Annotated in this window: 15 protein-coding genes and 1 pseudogene; 2 read left to right on the top strand and 14 right to left on the bottom strand. The window is 46.4% G+C overall.

The features are described 5' to 3' along the window. Nucleotides 1-24: 24 nt before the first annotated feature. Nucleotides 25-1,341 (bottom strand): ABC transporter substrate-binding protein, encoded by a 1,317-nt coding sequence (locus AB4114_RS15590; protein ID WP_441989260.1) that lies wholly within the window; start codon nucleotides 1,339-1,341, stop codon nucleotides 25-27. A gap of 242 nt (nucleotides 1,342-1,583) precedes the next feature. Between AB4114_RS15590 and AB4114_RS15585 the strand changes: the two genes are divergently transcribed. Beyond that, nucleotides 1,584-3,911 carry a helix-turn-helix domain-containing protein gene (locus AB4114_RS15585; protein WP_441989292.1) on the top strand — a complete coding sequence of 776 codons (2,328 nt, stop codon included), beginning with the start codon at nucleotides 1,584-1,586 and terminating at the stop codon, nucleotides 3,909-3,911. A 109-nt stretch (nucleotides 3,912-4,020) separates the two neighbouring features. Here AB4114_RS15585 and AB4114_RS15580 read toward each other — a convergent pair whose 3' ends face one another. The 4 genes and pseudogenes from AB4114_RS15580 to AB4114_RS15565 form a co-directional block, all read right to left on the bottom strand. Beyond that, the gene (locus AB4114_RS15580; RefSeq protein WP_441989259.1) at nucleotides 4,021-4,251 is read right to left on the bottom strand and encodes an ATP-binding cassette domain-containing protein; all 231 of its coding nucleotides are present in this window, start codon (nucleotides 4,249-4,251) and stop codon (nucleotides 4,021-4,023) included. Nucleotides 4,252-4,293: 42 nt separating this feature from the next. After that, nucleotides 4,294-4,678: pseudogene (locus tag AB4114_RS15575) on the bottom strand (sigma factor); the annotation flags it as partial. 210 nt (nucleotides 4,679-4,888) lie between these two features. Beyond that, nucleotides 4,889-5,170, bottom strand: a complete 282-nt coding sequence (locus AB4114_RS15570; protein WP_441989258.1) for a hypothetical protein — start codon at nucleotides 5,168-5,170, stop codon at nucleotides 4,889-4,891. Nucleotides 5,171-5,195: 25 nt separating this feature from the next. Continuing rightward, nucleotides 5,196-5,501 carry a hypothetical protein gene (locus AB4114_RS15565; RefSeq protein ID WP_441989257.1) on the bottom strand — a complete coding sequence of 102 codons (306 nt, stop codon included), beginning with the start codon at nucleotides 5,499-5,501 and terminating at the stop codon, nucleotides 5,196-5,198. Nucleotides 5,502-5,597: 96 nt separating this feature from the next. On the opposite strand from AB4114_RS15565, the gene AB4114_RS15560 reads away from it, so the two are divergent. Then, on the top strand, nucleotides 5,598-5,807 hold the full coding sequence (locus AB4114_RS15560) for a hypothetical protein (protein WP_441989256.1): 210 nt from the start codon (nucleotides 5,598-5,600) through the stop codon (nucleotides 5,805-5,807). Between the two features lie 69 nt (nucleotides 5,808-5,876). Here AB4114_RS15560 and AB4114_RS15555 read toward each other — a convergent pair whose 3' ends face one another. The 9 genes from AB4114_RS15555 to AB4114_RS15515 form a co-directional block, all read right to left on the bottom strand. Continuing rightward, a complete protein-coding gene (locus AB4114_RS15555) occupies nucleotides 5,877-7,319 on the bottom strand; it encodes a four-carbon acid sugar kinase family protein (protein WP_441989255.1) in 1,443 nt (480 codons plus the stop codon). 6 nt (nucleotides 7,320-7,325) lie between these two features. After that, on the bottom strand, nucleotides 7,326-8,585 hold the full coding sequence (locus AB4114_RS15550; RefSeq protein WP_441989254.1) for a ribulose-bisphosphate carboxylase large subunit family protein: 1,260 nt from the start codon (nucleotides 8,583-8,585) through the stop codon (nucleotides 7,326-7,328). Nucleotides 8,586-8,619: 34 nt separating this feature from the next. Continuing rightward, complete coding sequence (locus AB4114_RS15545) at nucleotides 8,620-9,306, bottom strand: aspartate/glutamate racemase family protein (protein ID WP_441989253.1); 687 nt, start codon at nucleotides 9,304-9,306, stop codon at nucleotides 8,620-8,622. 46 nt (nucleotides 9,307-9,352) lie between these two features. Continuing rightward, complete coding sequence (locus AB4114_RS15540; RefSeq protein WP_441989252.1) at nucleotides 9,353-11,077, bottom strand: hypothetical protein; 1,725 nt, start codon at nucleotides 11,075-11,077, stop codon at nucleotides 9,353-9,355. Nucleotides 11,078-11,090: 13 nt separating this feature from the next. Then, on the bottom strand, nucleotides 11,091-12,659 hold the full coding sequence (locus AB4114_RS15535; RefSeq protein WP_441989251.1) for a response regulator transcription factor: 1,569 nt from the start codon (nucleotides 12,657-12,659) through the stop codon (nucleotides 11,091-11,093). Between the two features lie 36 nt (nucleotides 12,660-12,695). After that, a complete protein-coding gene (locus AB4114_RS15530; RefSeq protein ID WP_441989250.1) occupies nucleotides 12,696-13,514 on the bottom strand; it encodes a carbohydrate ABC transporter permease in 819 nt (272 codons plus the stop codon). Then, on the bottom strand, nucleotides 13,514-14,383 hold the full coding sequence (locus tag AB4114_RS15525) for a carbohydrate ABC transporter permease (RefSeq protein WP_441989249.1): 870 nt from the start codon (nucleotides 14,381-14,383) through the stop codon (nucleotides 13,514-13,516). The genes AB4114_RS15530 and AB4114_RS15525 overlap by 1 nt, the downstream gene beginning before the upstream one ends. Nucleotides 14,384-14,461: 78 nt before the next feature. Next, entirely contained in the window at nucleotides 14,462-15,823 is a 1,362-nt protein-coding gene (locus AB4114_RS15520) for an ABC transporter substrate-binding protein (RefSeq protein WP_441989248.1), read from the bottom strand. 109 nt (nucleotides 15,824-15,932) lie between these two features. Beyond that, complete coding sequence (locus AB4114_RS15515; RefSeq protein WP_441989247.1) at nucleotides 15,933-17,741, bottom strand: sensor histidine kinase; 1,809 nt, start codon at nucleotides 17,739-17,741, stop codon at nucleotides 15,933-15,935. Nucleotides 17,742-17,767 lie beyond the last annotated feature (26 nt).

Below are 17,767 nucleotides of genomic sequence, written 5' to 3'. Positions count from 1 at the left end.
GACTCTCCTGCCAGATGATTGTTGTTATTTCAGGGATGTTTTCAGCTTCGCATCAAGCTCTTGCGCAGCTTTTTCCGGTGTAGCGGTATCAGTCGACACTTTAAGCAGCGCATCGGCAATGTCGATGTACGCTTGCTCCATACCTGGATGATTCTTAGGTAGTGGTTGAATGTTATTCATTTGCTGCATCAATACTTTGTCAAATTCGCTTTCCGTGAACATCGAGCTGAGCGATTTGCGGGCGGAAATCACGTCGTTCTGCTTATGATAAATCGAGATCGCATCTTTATCCGTCAAATATTTAATAAAGTCGGCAGCAGCTTGCTTATGCTTGGAATCTGYCGAGATGACGAGACCGTGCGCTTCCCCGATCGACACGCTCTTGCCGGTTGCACCTGCCGGAATCGAAGCCGCCCCCCACACTTTGTCAAACTCTGCGCCTTTGCCGCTCAAGTTGCGGAACACCGCTTTCCCGTAGTTCCCGTCGACATACATACCCAATTGGCCGATAGAGAACAGGTTTCGAAGGTCCTTCAGCTTCGCGCCGGACGGGCCAATGCCGTCTTTCACCAAACTTTTATAATAGTTCAGCGTGCTCACCATTTCTGGCGTATTCACATTTACTTTTCCATTTTTATCTAAAATAGATCCGCCAAAGCCGTACAAGTTCCGCATCGCGATCTCGCCGTTAATCGCCAGCTTGTCTGAAGGCTCTCCGAAGCCGTAAATCTTCTGACCGCTGTCTGTTTTCAAATTCGAAATCGCTTTCGCCGCCTTCAGCATTTCATCAACCGTCGCAGGTGCTTTATCCGGCAAGCCCGCCTTCTTGAACAGCTCTTTATTGTAATAGAGAATGTATGGCGTTGGTGCCCAAGGCACACCCATCAGCTTTCCATTATAAGAGAAATCTTCCTTAAAGCTCGGCATTAAATCATCTACATACGATTTGCCCATGAGATCATCCAACGGCGTAATGATATCTGATGCTGCATAAGAACCGAACCAAGCTGGGAACGTTTGAATAATATCCGGTGCGTTGCCCGTTGAGGCCATTACGAACGTTTGCTGTTTAATATCTGCAAAAGGAATGCCGACAAACTCAATTTTGACATTCGAATTTTTCGCCTCGTAATTTTTTACCATTTCTTCTAATGCACCTTTGGTTGCCGCTTCGCTTATACTCCAAGATGCAAACGTTAATTTAATCAGTTCACTGCTTTTTCCTGCACTCGCTGTTGCTTCCGCCTCATTAGTTGTATCCGTGTTCGAGCCGCAAGCAGTAAGTGCGCCGGTCAGCAAGGCTGCCGATAACGTTAGGTACGCTGCTTTTTTCATCTTCATATGGTAGTTCCTCCCTTTTGGTTGAAGCTTCGTTTGTCGTGTGAACTTCACACTTTTATTATCGATGTCCGCATGACGGCCGTATATCTCCAATGCGAGAGAAACACACATAAATCATGACTTTGCGCATCATCAAGTATTGACATCTCTCATAAATTCATGACATTTGGTCTGTAATTTAGTTTAATTTTGACTGCTCAGCTCGCATCTATGGCATAATATGAGTACTTATATTGAAGCAGGTGATCGTTCTGATTTCTATCGTAAAACTTAAAAGGTCGCTCCAAGAATTGCCGAAGCTATTTTGGACGTATTTCATTTCCTACTTGATTGTCATTCTCTTACCGCTTATTGCGCTGAGCTATGCTTCCTACAATTTCACCGTATCCACGCTGGAGAACGAATTGAGTCAGGCGACCATCTACGCGTCCAAACAGAAAAACGCTTCCATCGAGAATACGATAGCAGAAATCCAATCGATCGCTATCCGAATCGGACTGGACGGACGGATCACCAGCTTTCTGAACGATTCGACGAATCCGTTCCTTTTGAATGAGACTCGCGATATTCTAAAGACGGCCGCATCCGCAAACGAAGCCATCCAGTCGATCGACTTTTACGCCAAAGAAGCTAATCTGATTATTGCCTCTGACGGCTATACGCGCACATATACGAACTCAACACAGGATATTTGGATCGATGAGGATCTCGGCGAGAACGATATGGGCTTCTGGTTAAGCTCCCGTCATGGAAACGGCATTGATCTAGATAAAATTGTGACCTATGTCGTAAAGGTGCCCGTACAACGGAATGGATTCCAAGGTCTCTTGGCCGTGCATATTCATGAATCCGTCTTAAGAAGTCTGCTTCAGAAAATGGAAGGCAATCCGCACACCATCACCTATATTATGGACCGTCTGGGCAACGTCATTTCCACCTCAGCTGCAGTTTCACTAAAGCCGGAGCATGTCCAAGCCTTATTTAAGGAGAGCAGCAAGGCTCCTGCCAGTATCGGGTACCGCATCTTGAAACAAGATGGCGATCGAAATCTCATTACATATATAAAAACGCTGCATAACCAGTGGAGCATTGTAACCGAAACGCCCTTACAGTATTTACTCTCCAAACTATCGTATATTCGGACCGTCGCTTGGGCAGCTTTTATTATTTTAGTTGCTCTGGGCCTTATTTTATCCTATTTCATATCTAGAAAAATGATCAGTCCAATTCAATTATTAATTAAAAAGGCGCTTCCTTATAACAAAAGCGGCAATGAAGCAAAGGATACGCTTCGCCCGCAGAAGAATGAGCTGGAAGCGATCTCTCATATTCTTGACCATGTATTCCGTAAAAATGAAGCTTGGGAGCAGCAGTTTCATATGAATTTGCCTGTATTACGCGAACGATTCCTACTTGCCCTTATCAATCATAAATACAGTAGTATTCACGAAATGAACGGAAAATTGGAATTTCTGCATCTTCAATTTCCATATCCGCAGCACGTCGTTTTTCTAATTGAGATCGATGATTACAGCCTGATCGTCGGCAGCTACTCCGTCACAGATCAAAACTTGTATAAATACGCCATGATGAACATTGCAGAAGAGATTGCAACCGGCAGCCATATCGCTTTGGCTGCGGAAGCGGATGAGAACCAGCTCGCGCTGCTGGTCAATATCGGCGGCGACTCCAAGCACATGAAACATGAGCTTGCAGCGCTTGGCGAGCAAATCAAGAATGTGATCTACCAACTGCTGAAAATCTCCGTTACCATTGGAATTGGACGTCCTTATCCACAGCTCTTGGACGCCCATTATTCCTACAAAGAAGCGTGTGAGGTCATTCGCTCAAAGATTATGGTCGGTACCAATACCGTACTAACCTATGAGGATTTGATTAAGGAAGCGGATGACGAGTTCTATTTGCCGCCGCATTTTACCAATCACATGTACAACTTCTTAAAAGCCGGGCAGCTGAACGAGGCGCTTGGCAGCCTTGAAGAATTGTATCAACAGATAAAGGCGCGCACGAAGCTGAGTGAGGAAGTCATTTTCCGGACGTACAATTTGATCGTGGAGGATATTTTACGCAATATGCAGGAATTTAACGTGCAAACCGAAACGATTTTCGGCAAAAACCATAACCTATTTCGCGAGCTTGCCTCCAAAGAGACGATACATGCAATTCATGAATGGATTTGTGGCATGGTGCAAAAAATTTATCACACACTAGAGCAGCAACAGCCCAAAAAGAATACCCACATCGAAACCGTCATCGCCTATATGGATGCGAATTACGATCAAGACCTCTCGGTCGAGATGATTGCCGAGCAGGTGAATTTGAACCATGCCTACGTCAGCCGCATGTTTAAGCAAGAAGTTGGCAAAACCATGCTGGAATATCTAACGCTGAAGCGTCTGGAGGTCAGTAAGGTGTTTCTGAAGGAAACCGAACAAACGATTCTTGAAATCGCGACGAATGTCGGCTATAACAACGTCAACAGCTTCATTCGGTTCTTCAAGCGCTATGAAGGGCTAACCCCGGGAGATTACCGCAAAACGATTCGCTGACATCAAATAAGAGAGCTTCATCACTTCTTCGAAGTGATGAAGCTCTCTTTCTTTTGCGATTCAATTAACTAGCCGCACACCCCGCTTCGCCTGCTCCGCAATCTGCCGATCATGCAATCACAATAATCGTCCGACCCTGCTCGTTCAGCCGCCGGAAAATATCCATGATCTCCGTTCCAGTCTTCGAGTCCAGAGCTCCCGTAGGCTCATCCGCCAAAATAATTGGCGGATCTCCCGCCAACGTCCGAGCGATCGCTACACGTTGCTGTTGCCCACCAGATAGCTCCGACGGAAAATGCTTACGGCGATCCAGCAAATCGACTGCTTCTAGCGCTTGCAAAAACCAGCGGCTCCCGTTGTTTTCTCGATAATCCGCGATAAATCAGTGATAACTCCACAATATTATCGATAATTTTGAATAGCGAGCCTGCACTCGCGAACGCGAAATCCCCAGCTCCTTCGCGAATTCCCGCTGCGTCCGCTCTTCGCCGCCTCGCTGCCGAGCATGTCGATGAGCGTAATCTCATTCCCCTCTTTGTCCGTACCAATAGGATCATGCAAAAATACATCTTTACGTGTTTTCTTCAGCGAGCGCAAATGCATCAGGATCTCATTCTCAATACAAGGCGCAGCAAAAGTCGCCAACTTCGTGCCTTGTTCGGGGAGAAGGATTCGATTGCTTTGATCAGTCCAATCGTCCCGATGGAGATCAAATCTTCCAAATCTTCCCCCGTATTATCGAATTTTTTGAGGATGTGAACACGAAGCAAGGTAAAGTAGGCGAAAATCTCAATACCTTTGGCCGTGACCATAAGTATGGATTTTCGCTTTTTTTAATCAAGATTTTTCATCATTTTTGATAACTCACACTATATTTCTCTTGGTTACGCAGCCGCAGCATGGGCTATAGCGGATATACATGAGAATAGGTCAAGTGAGCTCGCCGCCAAATATTGTTTGCACCCGTTGTTAAGATATCAGCGAAGCAGTAAATTACTATGCGCAGGCTTCATTTCATAGGCATACTCATGATGATCCAAAAGGAGACTTACCGCTGGAGAATCTCCCAGTGACCACATTTCTCCTTTCGGGAACCGTGGATTTCCAGCTGCTGCATGGTTGAAATCCACTATTTGCTGGAACAAATAATTACCGATATCTCCGTAAGGGCGAAACTTCAGAGCCAGTTCTGCCAAGCCATCACGAATCGTTGAGTACACATTACGAGGCACTCCCCAAAGCGGAATAAGGGAAGCCATGACCACGTTAGCCGCATCGATGTCATTACTTAAGTTGAACTCCCTTTCCCCTTCTGGGCATTGCCTGCTGTGCGCCTCGATACAGAGTAATATCCTCACTCATGTTCAGAAAGGAAAGAATCTTCTCGCATTCCTCGTAACTTTCCTCCATCGATGCTTGGATTCGTTCCGTACCAAAATGTGCTGCGATAATCCCTTTAATTAAAAAACGAGGCGTCAACAAGGCATGCACGATTGCGAATTGGTCGTCCACTTCATTTTTGGCATCGGTATTAATGATTACACGAATTTTCTTACTTTCCGGTACCTCATAAGGTAAAAAGTTAGTCACTGTGTCATCTCCATTCCCGCATCTACGAAAGGCTTACTACTTAAAATCTAATTAAACTGCTATAAATACCACCATCACGTTCCCAAGGATGTATCGGTGTGGGTTTTCGGCACGCCTGAACTGACGACCGTACATGTCGCCAAAGAGCAAATAGCTCATTTGGCTGTGGACATATTGATCAAGCCAATCGAATCAGATGATCTGATCACAACCAAAATAACTGTAATACGTTATTCGCGAATCGCTTCATCTATGGTGACACCTCAACACCCGGGAGATCTTATCAGGAAATTTGAACCCCATTAATTCGGCATTGAGTACCGTATATCTCATAAAAAAAGCCCAAAGATTATTTTCTCTCCTTCGGGCCTCTACTCATTTATAACTAGCAACCTTCTCAAAGAAATTCACACCGCCAACCTGCCCACCCTTGAGTACGAGCTCCAGACCGTCAAACTGCGGGTCATTAGAATAAGCAAGACAGAGCGGTCCGCCTGGATCCAGTACAGACAGACATTCTAAAGCATAGATCCCAAGCTCCCTCGTCACATACCCTGAAGTGTCTCCACCTGCAATTAATATTCGTGAAATTCCAAGCTCCCGGACTAGGTCTTTCGTTAGAGAGCCAAGAGCCATGCCCAAAAGACGGCTGCTGTCTGTTGATCTCATTGCCTGTGCTGCTAGCACTTTACGAGTGTATGCTATGCTTTCATCGTTTGGCCCCGTTGCTGAGTAGATAATGACACTTTTCCCACTTGCCAGCCATTGCTGTGCTTCTTGTTTCAAAGCAGCTTTAGCAACCTCTTGAGTTTCAGCTAGTATCAACTCATCCACAGGAGCCCGAATGCCTACAAATCCTGCCCTCAGTGCATGTTGAATCTGCCCTTCAGTGACCGGCGAACAGCTGCCTGAAATGACTAATAGTGGCGATGGCGATGCCTCTGAGACTGCCATCATCTCCAATTTCATTTCGACTAATCCGTCCGCAATTGCATCTGCTTCCTTGCGCCAAACCTCACCAAGCGCATACTCAATACCAGACGATCCAATGACAAATAATCCGTCATTGGATTGTGCTTCCTCCCAAATCATTCTGCCTGCCATTTCTAACCGTTCTTTATCCAAGACGTCAAAAAGAAGCAGATCAGGGCGTTCCTGACGAATAATCGACTCCAACCGCTCACGTACCTCAGTTTCCGAGCCGCCGAGCGCCAAAATATCAAGCAATGAGGTTTTCAGCGTGGTCTGCCTCTCTAGATGCTGGCGAAGATCAGCTTCCGCCATCGGCGTAACCGGGTGTTTGGCCATCGTCGGATGACGATCCAGCCGATGCACGGTGCGTCCCGCTCCGCCAGCTGCAAAATGGTTGCCGAAAACTGTATATCGGCCTAGATAGGGTACTCCCACGAGCAGTGGAATATATCTGCCTCCGAACACCTCTCGCCCGATTTCCGCCGCTTTGCCTATAGAACCCATACTAGCTGAGGAGTCGAAGGTTGAGCATATTTTATAGTGGACAACTGCAGCTCCAGCCGCTTTTAACATCGTAAAGATCGGGCGCAGCTCCTTCTCCACCTCTTCAGGGGTTAACGAGCGTCCCACGCCAGCTACGCCAAAACAGTCAACGTCTTGAAAACGCGACTGCAGCAATTCAGGCTCAGGAGGTTCCAGAAAGAGGACGGTTTGGAGCCCCGCCTGAAATAATGATTCCAACACATCCGTAGAGCCTGTAAAGTCATCACCATAGTAACAGAGCGGTCGCCTAGAGACTTGACGCTCGGCAAGTTCGAGGCCACCTTGTGCAGGGATATCGTCCATCTGTCTTCAACCCTTCCCGTATTTCTCAATTGCCTTAAGCAATGAAGGATGCTGAGCCGCATAAATGTCCAAAGGTATTCCCTGAACCGCTGCCTCCCAGCCAAGCTTCATGCTCTCAAAGCCTGCAGCCGGGCCATCGGTATGAGCCAGCATACCACCTCCGGCCAAATGCATCACGTCAACCGTCCCCGTTGCCGCATAAGTAGCCGGCGCTGTTCCTGCCCATTGCGCCGAAGAAACGACAGGCATCGTGCTGTAGCCCCCGAGCAGCGGCTCCGAACAGGCTGCAATGGAACGAACCACAGAATCGTTGCTTTCGTAAAATTTACTATTTAATCCATTAACATGGAGGTGATCCGCCCCAGCCAACCGGCAAAGCTTCTGATAGGCCGTAAATTCAATACCAAGCAGTGGCGAACGCGTCAACATCCCCCATTGATTGCGATGGCCATGGATGGGAACCTCACTGTATTGGTTCAAATGCGTAAGACCCGATAACCCAATACTAAGGATGCTGACCATCACACAAGTGCCGCCTGCTTTCACAACCAAATCATGATTTCGGTGCAATTCATCGTAATCACCTGTGATGTTAAAGGCATACATCAGCTTCTTGCCGGTTGCATCTGCAGCCCGTTCTACGGCCGCCATGACAGCCTCTACTTTATCCGCCAAAGGAGCATAGGGGGGATTCGCATTTAATTCATCATCTTTGATGAAATCCATCCCTGCTCTCGCCAGCTTTTCCACCAAGGCCGATAATTCCTCCATCGATAAACCTACACTGGGCTTCACAATCGTCCCAAGTATCGGCCTATTATATACCCCTGTCAGCTTTCGAGTTCCTTCTATGCCAAACTTCGGACCAGGATAGCGATCTGCAAATGCATCAGGCAGCTGCAAATCCAGCAATCGGAGTCCAGACAACTCCTGTAGCTCATACAAATTGCCAGCAACAGCAGACATTAAATTTGGAATGGAAGGTCCAAAATTATGCAAGGGAAACGACACCGTCACTCGCCCGCGTCGATACTTGCCGTCATGATTCGGCGGTTTCTTTGCCCCTGGAAGAGATGGCACATCCGTCTCTTCTAGAGGTTCAATGCGCTCTACGATAGCACCATGTCGTTTTTTAAGCGCATCCGTCTCTCCGGGAACAGCCGTGAACGTTCCAGTTGATTGCTCTCCTGCGATAGAAGCGGCAGCTCGTTCCAAGGAATATGCAGTCTCTACCAAATAAATAGCTGTAACACGATCTTGATTCATCCTGTCCGCTCTCCTTCTACTTTCTTTGCTCGTGTTAGGAACCATTCTTCGCGACACTGGCTGCCTCAAGAATGGCCTTCACCTGTTCAACGCCCGATCGCGGCGAAGAAAGCACAGGCTTCCCTGTCGCCTCCGCCAGCGTTTCCTCCATACGTGCCATTGAGCCTTGCGCCAAAACTAACACATCGGCAGTTTCCGCAACCCTCTTCGCCGTTTCCAGCAATAAACGGTCATGCTCTTCAGGCTTGCCGCTGATCAAAGCGTCAAAAGCGCCTTCAGCGAGCCCGCTCACAAGCTGCACCTGTCTTCCTGCTTCATCTGCCTTACGGCTAACTAATCGCAATGTCGGTTCCAATGTAGACGGCAATGTCGCCAATACCCCAATCCGCGAATAGCTAGCTACTGCCTTGTCAGCCATCCACTCATCGATACGTACAATCGGCACACCGATTTGCTCTCGAGCTTCATCCGCAACATCTCCTACAGAGGAACAGGTGTTGAGAATGACATCCGCACCAATCTCTTCTGCATGCCGGTAGTACTGAATTAAATGACGATTCACGACCTCTGGAATGTGCCCTGCACGCACCACATCGCCGATGAGGCTATCATCGATAATATTCACGAGCCGTACCTGAGGAAGCAGCTCTTGAAACACCTTTTTCAATGGATCGGCAAGACCCTGGCCAGTATAAATCGCAACGACGGTTTGCATTGACATCGAAATCCTCCTTAGAGCCTCCCGGATGAGAAGCTAAGTATTTGAATTACCATACGAATTCCTTATTTAGTCGACGATACTCCCCTTCACGCATAGGAGACTGATCAAAAACTTGACGCCCGCTGTACAAAGGCTTCTTCGTGCCTTTTGGCGTAATATTAACAACATCATCACCACGCCATTCCGTCTCGAAGGTTTGCCCCACTGCATTCTCCAGCGTTCTACGGAAACTCAATGGGAAGGTGATCGTAATTTTCTCACCTGCTACTGCGGAGCCAAGCAAGAGAAAATGCTTGTTGACCCAGCTGCTCGCTTCACTTCCTTTGCCTTCGATCACTTCACCACTACGTTCGCGTACATACTTGATTTTCGTAAAGCCAGCCCACTCTGGAATTCGAATCTGCAGACGAGAAATATCCGTATGAATATCAAGCACTACCTTACCTTCGTGCGGCAGATAAGAGCTGACGTCCAGCCATTTAGAACCGCGGTTTAAAAGGAAATTAACGCTGATCGTGCCGTTCTTCTCGGTGATCGTGTGACTCCAGCCCATGAAGAGGCCTCGTGTTCCCGAGCCTAGGCAGCAAATTTGCAAATCGTTGGTATGGCCGCGGCCCTCGTTCACATCACAAACGAAATCGTTGGGTGCCGAGTAACCGGCAAAAGAGCCCCGTGTGCGCTCTGCTACTTTATAGAAGCTTTTGTTCGCAGGAATATCATCCGACTTGTCATCAGACTCTTCCACCCAATCCAGATCCAGCAGCTGCGATTCCGCCAGATGATTGCGCAAGAAACGTTCTACAGTTCCCCAATATTCCACATATCCGCTGCTTGCTAAAGTAATTCCCGTTGCAATCAAATCGACCAGAGAGCAAGTTTCATGCTCATAGGCTTGTTCGTGCAGATCACCTGGCGTCCAGCCAAAGTTCGTACATTTGGTCAGTGCCCAGTCGTAGCTTTTTTTGACCCAAGCAAGCATTGCCGCATCGCCTGTGAAAACACCGAATCTTGCGATAGCATCAAGTGTGCCTATTCGCGTATGAAAATGCCCGCTCCGATAAGCAAGTGCATCATTAAAGCTGCCGTCTTGATTGAATACGCCGCTGCGTTCCATAATAAGTGCCGTGAAGAATTGGCAAAGTTCAAAGGCATCCGGATTGCCCGTCAGCTCATGATATTTCAATAGAGGCATAACCAATCGACCGCAGAAAGCTGCGGGATCGGGTGCTAATCGCAGCTGTATCGCATTGCTCGACGGCCAGCCCGATTCTTTGTATTCGGATGCCGGATAATACCATACATCGCGCTCTTTGATGGCGATTCGCTTAAGTGCCGCAACGTGACGGTCTGCCGCTTCTTTTACCTTCTGATCCCCGGATTCCATATACCATGTTGTAAGAGATAAAATAACCGCACGCTGATCAATCAGGTTCGCATTCGGCTCCCAGTCACGTGTTGGATTGATCTGTCTGTAGCTCATCCCATCTTCTTTGAAGAACGAGAGTAGGTTTGCCCGATAGCGCTCCTCAACTTCTTTGCCAAACTCTTCTCCGGACATATGGCGGGCAAGAATTAATCCGTCAATCATTCGTCCATGAGATGAGCCATAGTCCCAATCGCCATGTGTCATGAAGGCAGGTTTATGCATCAGATCTGCAGCAAAAAACGGGATATAGTTATGGTCGCGATCCGCCATGCCAATCATGGCATTGATGGCATGGGCCGCACGTTCTTCGAGCATTAGCGTATCGGGAATTAAGCGTTTTGACATCACATTTCTCTCCTTAGTGGTCCGCCTGTCCGATGACTTTGCGGTATTCACCGATGGTCATGCCAACTTTCCGTTTGAAAATCTGGCTAAAATATCGGTAATCCTCATAGCCAACCTTTTGCGCGACTTCATAATTTTTATATTTTGTTTTATTCATTAGCTCTTTGGCTTTGTGCATGCGGATATCGGTTAAATAGTCGACAAAGTTCTTCCCTGTCAACTTTTTGAAAGTCCGACTTAAATAGTCAGGATTCAAATAATAGCTGCTGGCAATTTGATGCAAGGAGAAGGATTGTTCATAATTGCTTTCCAGCCATTTTTTCAACTCGCCTACAACCTTTTCCCCTTGTTTTTCACCGGAATGGCTGTAGAAGCTAAGCACGACGGGAAGCAGCTCCTCTTTGAATAGTTTCTTCACAGCGCTCAAATCATTGCGTTGGTGAATCAATTCGGAATACATTAGCGTATTTTTACCACAGATCTCCTCAATTCGTACATCCTTCTCCTGTAGCTGCTTTTCTATCGCATGAAGGAGTATATCCGCGCACCACTGCAAATGCCCTACTGTCGTAGAGTCACTCACGAATGACGCAAACAATCGCTCAAATTCTTGTTCCGCATCCTGTATATTTCCGGATTGGAGCACCCATAAGAACGAATCCTCTTTATCCTGAGGATAATTCCCAGATAAGTGCATCCCATTCTTCTCTGCAAAAAGCAATACGCCAACGGCTTCCAAAGGTTTACCCGATAAAGCTTTTCTCGCTTCGTTGTAAGCCTCCTCCAGCATAGCAACCTCCGGCTTCCCCATGCTCAAGCCAAAGCTGAAGCTAACGCTCTCTGCTTGTTTCAAGGCATTTTGCACTGTCGCATGCAGTTTGCAAAAATCTTTGGGATCCAGCACGGCTCCCGTAATGGCAAGTATCATCTCACGGCTGCCTTCCTGAATAGTCATAAGCTCATATTCCCAGCGCCCCCCGAAAAGGAATGGCTTCTTTCGGTTTAATTGCTCATGAATAGCCGGAAGCAGACATGCTAAATCACCATATTCTTCGAAAGTGTCTGACTGACCAACAAACAAAGCATATTCACCAGTCTGCCAGGTTGACGGAATGAACGGTTCCTCCCTATCTCCCTTACGAAGTAAAAGCTGTCTCAACCAACCCTCCCCATGAATGCGAGACACCTTAAGCTTCTCTGCTTCGCGTCGATCCAGCTCTAGGAGGGCACTTTCCACCACCGCTGCAAGCTCTTCCTTTTTAACCGGCTTCAGCAGGTAATCAAAGGCTTTATGTCGTATAGCTTCCTTCGTATACTCGAAATCCGAATACCCACTAATGACGATCGTTAACAGGTCCGGCACCTCTTGGCTCAACATGGCAAGCAGCTGTTTGCCGTCGAGACCCGGCATACGCATATCGAGGAAGAGTAGATCTGGCTTTTTGCCCAGGGCCATTTCATATCCTTCTGCCCCATCACTTGCTTCGCCTACAAGCTCTAAGCCCCATTCGTTCCAGGAAATAGACTGAATCAATCCTCTGCGTATCCACTTTTCATCGTCAACAATCATGACTCTTCTCATTTCCTGTACCTCCTCAAAGCTTAGATTTGGATTTTATTATCCTTTCATGGAACCCGCCGTCAGACCGTCAATAATATATCTTTGCAGCAGTAAGTAAATGATTAGAATGGGTGAGACCACAATCACCATGAAGGCAAACACAACGCCCCAATTCGTGCTGTACATCGTGACAAAATTAAAGATTTGCAGGACAATCGTCCATTTCGTGCTGTCTGTCATCAGATAGAACGGACCGAAGAAATCGTTCCAAACCGAAACCATCACAACAATGGAGACGGTCACGAGCACCGTTAGCAGCAACGGTAAAATGATTTGCCAGTATAACCGGAAATACCCGCAACCTTCCAGCAAAGCCGCTTCATCTAGTTCTCTCGGGATCGATTTCATGAACCCCACGAGTAGAAACACTGCAAATGGCAGCAGCACCGCTGTGTAATACATAATCAGACTGAAGTAGGTACCTCTAATATGAAGATCTCCAAGCAGTTTAATCGTTGGTACGATGGACACGGGAACTATAAGCCCCATAATGAACGTGTAATATGCCCCTTGTAGAAAGCGATTGTCTCTGCGTTGAATGATAAACGCAGCCATGGAGGCAAATACATTCACACAGATGACAACTAAGCCTGAAATTAGAATACTATTTTTGAATCCCCGGAGAATGTTAGCCTGTTGGAAAATTTCCTTATAATTGGTAAACTGCCATTCGGAAGGAAGGGATAAGCCGAATAGTGCTGATTCTCGAATTCCTTTGAAGGAATTGATCAATATCATTAGAAAGGGAATCAGAATCAGGCAAGCCAAGCATACCGCGACGATTTCCAGCATCCAGAGTGTCCATTTTTTTCTCATTACATCTCGACCTCTCGCTTCTTCATCGCCATCAGCACAGGAACGCCAATAATGGTGACAAGGATAAATAACACAACGTTAACCGCCGTCGCGTAGCCGAATAACCCCGTACTGAACATACCGCGAATATATGTGTAAAAAACTTCTGTGGTGTAACCCGGTCCTCCCTCTGTCAGCACCATCACCATTTCAAACACCTTCATGGAACCAATCATCGAAAGGAGTACATTCACAGTTAAGGCTGGAGCTAACAGCGGGAATACAATAGAACGGAAACGCTGCCAATATTGCGCACCATCCATGGACGAGCTCTCGATCAGATCCTTTGGAATGAATTGCAAACCAGCCAAATAGACAACCATCGAGAAGCCTGCAACTCGCCATAGGTCGGTGACAATAATAGAGAACAAGGCATACTTAGGATCATTCAACCAATCATGCACCATGAAATGAAGCCCTGCTTTGTCTAACATGGTGTTGATAATGCCATGCTCAGGATGATAGATTGCTCGAAAAATATAACCTATTACAATCGGCGCAATCACGTAGGGCATAAAGAAGATCATGCGCAGCAGATTTCGCAGTTTAAGCGCTTCATTCAAGATTAAGGCTAAGCCTAATCCCAATAAATTTTGCATCAAGGTCACGACTGCAGCAAAAATGAGCGTATTGATTAAAGCCGTTTTCAATCGAGGTTCTTTGAAAAGCTCGATATAGTTCTCCAAGCCATTAAAGCGAATTTGGTCGGCATTAATATTCCAATCCGTAAAGCTGTAGTAAAACCCAATCAAAGTTGGGGTAATGAAGAACAATAGAAAAACGGCGAGGGCCGGGAATGAAAAATACAATGGATATTTCACCTTTCCCATCTCGTCTCCCCTCCTTCGGCTATGAAATGTTCCGGCCGGAGACTATGTTCCGACCGGATAGACTTGGGTTAGAATAACTTACTTAAATCCATCTAGCAACTTGGCTTTTCCGTCTTTTTCATAGTTCGCAGAGAATTCTTTCAGCGCTTTGTCGACATCTCCGTCAATGAAGAACGTTTGCAGTGTCTTTTGGAAATCAGCGAAAGTTGGCGTCAGGCGATTCTGTACATTGATTTTTGCTTTATTGGCATCGATCAAGTCTTTCACGGTTTGCTGTACGGGATACAAGCTGCTCTTAGCGCCTTGGAAGATAGGGATTCCAGGGCTCGTTTGATAGTAGAGGTCAACCATCTCTGGTGAAATCATGAATTTCACCAATTCTGCAGCCACATCCGCATTTTTCGCTTTGCTTGGAATCATTAACTGATTAGGTGGTGTAATCATGGCTGTTCCTGCATCAGAAGCGGAAGGGAATGGGAAGAAGCCAATTTTATTGGTCACGAAATCTTTCCCGAATTTCTTTTCCAGCTGCGGAATAATGCCGTCCAGCATGAACGCCATGCCGACTTTGCCTTCGCCCATTAGATTCTGAAGCTCATCGAATGTCCCCGCGAGCGGATTAGATTGCAGCAGTCCCAGATCCTTCAACTCTTTTTGTTTGGTGAATAAGTCTTTTAATGCCGGAATATCTGCCAGCTTGAGCGCATTCTTCTCTAAATTTGCAACGCCTGCATCACCAATTGCCGGGTCTACATTCGATACCCAACCTGTGAAGTAGAATACTTGGGGTGGCCAACCATCTTTGACCCCTTCATAAAAAGGTGTAACCCCTGCTGTCTTGATTTTCTTCGCACTCTCGATCATATCCGCATAGTTTTTCGGAGGCTGAACGCCCGCTTTAGCAAAAACATCCTTGTTATAATAAATACCCATCATGCCCGTGGCGCCGAAAGGGACACCGTAAATCTTCTTATTCGCATCCGCCTGAAAATCTTTCATCGTCGGAATAACGCGATCCCATACCGCCTTATCTCCCGACCATTCGCGAAGCGTCTCGGAGGCTCTCAGTTTGACGTATTGCTTTGGTCCAGGCTGCATGAGGAATAAATCCGGGAAGTCGCCTGTGGAAAAGCGGGTTTTCATCATGTTATCAAAATCTCCGCCTGGCAGCGCTTGCAATTCAACCTTATTGCCTGTCTTTGCTTCAAATTCTTTGAAAATTTTATTAAAAGGTGTAGCGTCAACCGTATTGGCGATCGCAAAAGTAAGTGTTACAGGGTCTTTTTTGGTTGGAGCTGGTGTCGCTGCAACCGTTGATGCAGCAGGCGTCCCTCCAGCTGGCGTTGGGCTGCTGGAGTTAGTGCCCCCGCTTCCACAAGCTGTCAAAGCCATAATTGCCGCAATGGATGTTGATAGTGTTACCGTTTTCATATTCCTCATTTTCTGTCCCCCTCCTTTAATTTCGCTTACAGGATTAATTATATTGCAACCGCTTACTTTCGACCCATGCACGATAACGACTTTCTATGTTGAATATTCCTACATCATATTAGTAGCTCTGTTGGGAGGCTAACTTCAAGGTTACCGCTGTCCCTACCCCTTTTCTGCTTTCAATACTGAATTGAAACTGCTCACCGTAACGAATCGTATACCTCGCGTATACGTTCTGAACGCCAATGCCACCGCTTGCAGTAGACAACTTGTACTCCTCCTGATAGAGCGGTTGCCTAAGCGACATAAGGATTTGATCCAGCCTCTTCTCCGAGATACCGACGCCATCATCATTAACTTGGATATACACCCATTCCTCTTCCTTCCATGCGCGGAGGTGAATTGTACCTTTGCCTCTTTTGCGTTCGATCCCGTGGAAAACCGCATTTTCAACTAAAGGCTGGAGTGTCATTTTTAACATCGGATAATTGTAAAGGTCTTCTTCAATTTCTAAGCGATACGCGATTTTGCCATCGAATCGAATGCTCTGGATGATGAGATAAGCATCAATTTGTACGAGCTCTTCCTGCAGTGTGACGATTTCATCTGTATTTTTGGTATTATAGCGAAACATATCAGCTAAGGACTGTGCCATTTGGCCAATTTCCTCCACTGCGTGGTAGTCGGCCATCGCTTTAATACTATCCAGCGTGTTGTATAAGAAATGCGGATTAATCTGAGAGTAGAGCATCGCCAATTCCATCTGCTGCAGCTTAATTTGATACACATACTTTGTTTCTATTTGCTCCTGAAGCTCATCCTGCATGGCGTTGAAATTCATGGCAATTCGCCCGATTTCATCTTTGCGCTTCATATCCACCCTGACGGAGAAATCGCCACGTTTAATATGGTTAACGGTTTTGTAGAGATTAAGAATCGGATTGGTAATACTCCTTCCGAACAGCAGCGATAAGATCCCAGAAATGAAAAAGGCGATCAAAGCCGTCCAGATTGCTGTTGTTTTGATTTGATTAAGAGAAGCAAAAATTTCTTTTTTCGGCATAATTAAGACGGTTTTCCAGTTGGAGTATTGAGAACGCGTGTACGAAACAAGCATGGTCTGATCACCGCTACCCGTCCAGAACTTTCCGCTAGTCCCTTTGATCTGAGCTAATGTTTGTTCATCGATGTCAGTTGCAAGTCCATCCGAAGAGTCGAATATTGGATTATTAATCTCATTCAAAATAAGAAAGCGGCTGTTTGCCGTCAAATCCGCACGCTGTCGCATTCCTTTAAATAGACCGAAATTGTAATCAGCACGCACGACGATAAACCCTATTGGATTGGAAAAATCGCGAATGAGCATGGAGGTGGAGAAAGCGGTTCCCCCCTCTTCCTGACCACTTACTGGCGGGGAGCTGAAGAAGTTAACTAACCCATCCTTCGCAATCGTTTGTCGAAACCATTCGGCGTTCTGCACCTGGCTAGCGTTACCTAAGGAGGTGTTGTCCGACGAATTGAGCAGCTCTCCATTGCTATAATAAATCTGAAATCGGATGAAATCCGGAATCGGCGTAATGTTAAAGCTTTTTGAAAATAAATCACCAAGTTTCTGGCGAAACAGAAATTTATTCTGGCTGTCCATAGTCGGGTAGGCATTAATGTTGTCAATATATTCCTGGTTGTAATATGGAGCGAGTAGTAGATTTCGTTTATTATGAAAATCGTTATCCATGTTAAACTCGATCTGCCTGACAATTTGAGCGCTAGCCGTTTCCACTCGTTCTGCCATGGAGTTGTAGGAGATATAAAATGAAGCAGTACCAATCAATGAAATGCAAATGAGAATGATGATAAAATAACTCAATAATAGCATCGTACGAAATCTCGGAAATAAGGCCTCTAGCTTTTTCTTTATGCTATCCATCCAACGCATCCTGATGACCCGCCTCT

Source organism: Paenibacillus sp. 2RAB27 (assembly GCF_052115445.1).
GTDB lineage: Bacteria > Bacillota > Bacilli > Paenibacillales > NBRC-103111 > Paenibacillus_E.
This window is presented reverse-complemented; position numbering and strand designations above follow the sequence as displayed.

Coding starts and splice junctions, on each gene's coding strand:
- AB4114_RS15530 (WP_441989250.1), bottom strand. CDS start 13,514: ATGAGAAAAAAATGGACACTCTGGATGCTGGAAATCGTCGCGGTATGC.
- AB4114_RS15540 (WP_441989252.1), bottom strand. CDS start 11,077: ATGTCAAAACGCTTAATTCCCGATACGCTAATGCTCGAAGAACGTGCG.
- AB4114_RS15555 (WP_441989255.1), bottom strand. CDS start 7,319: ATGGACGATATCCCTGCACAAGGTGGCCTCGAACTTGCCGAGCGTCAA.
- AB4114_RS15525 (WP_441989249.1), bottom strand. CDS start 14,383: ATGGGAAAGGTGAAATATCCATTGTATTTTTCATTCCCGGCCCTCGCC.
- AB4114_RS15570 (WP_441989258.1), bottom strand. CDS start 5,170: ATGGCTTCCCTTATTCCGCTTTGGGGAGTGCCTCGTAATGTGTACTCA.
- AB4114_RS15550 (WP_441989254.1), bottom strand. CDS start 8,585: ATGAATCAAGATCGTGTTACAGCTATTTATTTGGTAGAGACTGCATAT.
- AB4114_RS15515 (WP_441989247.1), bottom strand. CDS start 17,741: ATGGATAGCATAAAGAAAAAGCTAGAGGCCTTATTTCCGAGATTTCGT.
- AB4114_RS15545 (WP_441989253.1), bottom strand. CDS start 9,306: ATGTCAATGCAAACCGTCGTTGCGATTTATACTGGCCAGGGTCTTGCC.
- AB4114_RS15520 (WP_441989248.1), bottom strand. CDS start 15,823: ATGAGGAATATGAAAACGGTAACACTATCAACATCCATTGCGGCAATT.
- AB4114_RS15535 (WP_441989251.1), bottom strand. CDS start 12,659: ATGAGAAGAGTCATGATTGTTGACGATGAAAAGTGGATACGCAGAGGA.